Origin of the sequence: Paenibacillus sp. KS1, from assembly GCF_001680695.1 — a bacterium.
Classification (GTDB): Bacteria; Bacillota; Bacilli; order Paenibacillales; family Paenibacillaceae; genus Paenibacillus_B; species Paenibacillus_B suaedae.
Genome location: NZ_MAIS01000177.1, coordinates 1 through 3467 on the forward strand (window position 1 = coordinate 1; position 3467 = coordinate 3467).

A 3467-nucleotide genomic window follows, 5' to 3' on the forward strand; every position below is an offset into this window, starting at 1 on the left:
GCTGCTTTCCTTCCTTGCTTCCACCATATAATTGCTGAACCAAATACAATAATTACCAGTACTAAGCAGAGCATTATTGATAGTATATATACGAACATTTCTCATCCCCCTGACATGGAATAATCGCTAACGGAATCTGGCATTTCCCATGTCATTCTTTATATTGCTAACTCGCCTCTCTATGGCATTGCTCTTATTCTCAGAATCGTCAGTAAGAACATGCCTCGATCCAGTCGTCTCCATCCGAAGTCCGATCGTGCCTGCAACACTCCGTGCGGCATTAATCCAATCTCCCTCGTCTGCATACTTGGATGCGACTTGAAAATTGTGTGATAGCATTCCGTAGTCTTCTTCTTTCGTTGCCTTCTTCATTGCCTGTGGAATGATTGCTGTCGCTTGCATCACGAACTGAGCACCCTTAATCATCGGCCCAGCAACGGGAAATGCTGCTGCTAAGGTTAGCGCTTCCTTTGCACCCTTACCTCTGTCCATGGAAGTTGTACTATCCATCATCTTTGGAGTATTACCGATGATCGGGATAACCCCGACCACATCCAGTCCTAGCTGCACCGCGTTCAGAAACCATGCGGGGTCTTTCTCTTTACTTTGTTCATTTGGTGCAATATTCTCTTCATGTCGTACAGCCATCTTCTTGTCACGTTCTTCCACTTCATCATCATTCGTAACAGTAGACGCCTGTTCACTTCCCTCTAGTTGCACAGAAGATGCTAACAAGTCAGATTGCCCGTCAAGCAATATACTGCTTGTGCCACATAATAGATAGATAGCCTCTTCTGCCCTGATATCAAGCTTCCGCTTGCTCGCTAATCCAATGTTATTATCTGTCAATAAGGACAAGTTGCTCTTGCTATGAAGGTCAATTCCCTTTTCGTCATGCAGCTTTATGAAGATACCACCTCCGTGAGCGGACAACATGAATTCCTCGTCACTTAACTTCATCTCCTTGCCTGAAGCTATCCCCATATACTTAAAGCGTGGATCCTCCGGCTCGAAGGAGATTTCCCTGGTGCTAAGCGAATTGATCACTACTGCCTCTTTTTCATAACGACTTGGAAAGTACAGCTTTACGTTGTCGCGCAGTTCCGGCATGCAATGCCAGCCGCTATTGCCTTCTGCTGCATAGACAATAGAGTATGGGAACCAGCTTGCTTCATCTCTCTCTTGTTCCGCATCAACATGCAAATGAAGCCTTACTTTATCCTTATTAATGCCAATAATCGTTCCGCTCAGGACAGCTCCTGCAATACGCTCATTGTAGATGGGCAGTTGACGAATGCCTTGCTCATTCATCATCACATACTCATAACTCCATATACCCTCTCTTAGTGTCGCTCTCGATTGGCCGACAACTTGCTCCACTCCATCGAGAACAATACGATCACCCAATCTGAAATATTGTGCCGTCTCTATGGTATAGCTAATGAAGTCATTCTCGTTTACGTCTTCTCCCAAGCCTTTGGCTGTAGTGAGCGAATGTGCGGACAAGTTTTTGCCTATCCGATAATGGATATGGCTCAACGGAATACCTGCTCTCCCCTCCGGCAACCCGAACCAGAACTTGGGGGCTGTCGCAGTTGGTTCTGCTAGTAATACGGCACCGAAGTGAGAAGCCATTCTCTTAAGGAACTGCCAGTCCGTCTCTTCATATTGCAAAACCATATGTTCCAATTGCGTTGTACCTGAAGCATGGTCAATTACATCCGCTCTCGTATATGGAGCAATTACAGACTCAACCAAGTCCGCATACAACAGATTTTGATTCTGAAAGGAACGCCTTCTACGCTTGATATCCATATTCCATGTATAAGAGAGCGCTTCAAGCTCTATATAATAGATACCGTGTATTGCTCGAATCTGTAGTTGAGAGAGCAATCCTTGAAATAACGTCCGCACTTGTCCATCTGGCAGATTCTGTTGCACGCAAATGTTATCTTGGGAAGTAGCCGTGTCAATACAGCTATCTGTCGACTCTTCCTTTACAATTGCTGTTAGATGTAGCTTGGCATGTTCATTGAATTGCTGGGTAATATGTAGTTCTGTAATGGTCTGAATGTCGTACGGGGAAATAAGTATTATATCTGCATAGCTTACCGTCTTCTCTGTCACATTCACATCCATTCCTTCTCCTCCTGCCTCCGTCACGATAATTGGCCGTTATCGACAATCCGAATGGTTCCCTGATACATACAAGAATTCTGGGAAATGTTAAGCAATGCCGGCTGTTTCCCCACCAACATATCCTTTTTCCCATATATCCATGATGTCGCCACGTTCGGGTTACATCGTACTGGACCGCCTGCTCGCTGAACATCTGGATTGGCACGGCTGGAACATAGACCGAATGACTCAATATTAGCGTTGGGCTTGTAGTCATTGACGTTTAACTGTACTTTTCCTCTAATGTACACGCCATGACTCTTCTCCACCTTGAGCCTGCTTGTCGAGCTCCCGCAGTTGCACTTAATAGTTGCTCCTGCTACGACGTACGGCTGCATCTCGATGCTTTTTGAGCTGCTCTGCGCCTTTGGATCATTCCGATATAGTACATCTTTCGGCAGTTCGGTGAATAACACTTGTTTGTCACTTGGGAGTGTCTTTCCGTTCTTTCCGTCCCTTTTATAATAACCAAGCATAGAATGAACGTTGATGGTGTAGAGTTCTGAGGAGTTCTGTATCTTGATGTATGATAATGTCGGTCCGTTCATACCCCAAAAGTCTTCAATTTTAATTTTGTGTTTTTTTTTGTCTGACAAATAAATTTCCCAATAGGGAGGGATGACCCCATTCATAAATACTGTGTACGATAAGTCCTTTATATTGTAATCTTGAATTTCTAAAAATCCATTACTTCCAGTAGCCTCGATAATTGCGATCCCGCTATTCATCTTATATGTAAAAGTGTTATAATTTCCACCTCCGTGCATGTAAGTGGTTCCAGAACCAGCGATTAATATGTCCTTACCAATACCCCCAAATAAACGATCAATTCCCGGCCCACCAACTAAGGTGCTTCCCCTTGGAAATGCCGTTAATTCGTTATTACCTTTAGTGGCTGCTATCGTAAGATGTTTATTTGTGTCGATGATCATTCCATTTTTATCGAAATACCAATCAAAGTTATCTAATTTATGTTTATGCATGAAGCCTTTTTCTTTTACCCCAATCCCTAAGGCTGGTGTGAATTGTTGGGGCAATCTCACTGTTTTACCAATGTCAATACCAGGAACACTATGCCCAACCTGATCGCCATAAATAACATAATTTCTCGTTCTGCTTCCGTCGAAATCTTTATCTTTATTCATAGGAAGATGCGGTGCATTGAATGTAACGGCTTCCTTCTTGTATATGGAAGAGGCATATTGAGCTAGTGCTCCTCCAAGGGAATGACCAGTGAAAGTTACACTCTTAATATCCTTACGGATTAACCCCATAAATTTGGACACATA

The 3467-nt window shown here is 43.6% G+C and carries 2 protein-coding genes; both read right to left on the reverse strand.

Annotation, left to right across the window (positions count from 1 at the left end):
* Positions 1 to 126 precede the first annotated feature (126 nt).
* On the reverse strand, positions 127 to 2139 hold the full coding sequence (locus BBG47_RS27380) for a contractile injection system protein, VgrG/Pvc8 family (RefSeq protein WP_065294378.1): 2013 nt from the start codon (positions 2137 to 2139) through the stop codon (positions 127 to 129).
* Positions 2140 to 2159: 20 nt separating this feature from the next.
* The coding region (locus tag BBG47_RS30960) for a PAAR-like protein (RefSeq protein ID WP_254659948.1) at positions 2160 to 3467 on the reverse strand (1308 nt) is incomplete at its 5' end.

Bases quoted from the DNA above. Each gene is read 5' to 3' on its own strand.
- BBG47_RS27380 (WP_065294378.1), bottom strand. From the start codon at position 2,139: ATGGATGTGAATGTGACAGAGAAGACGGTAAGCTATGCAGATATAATA.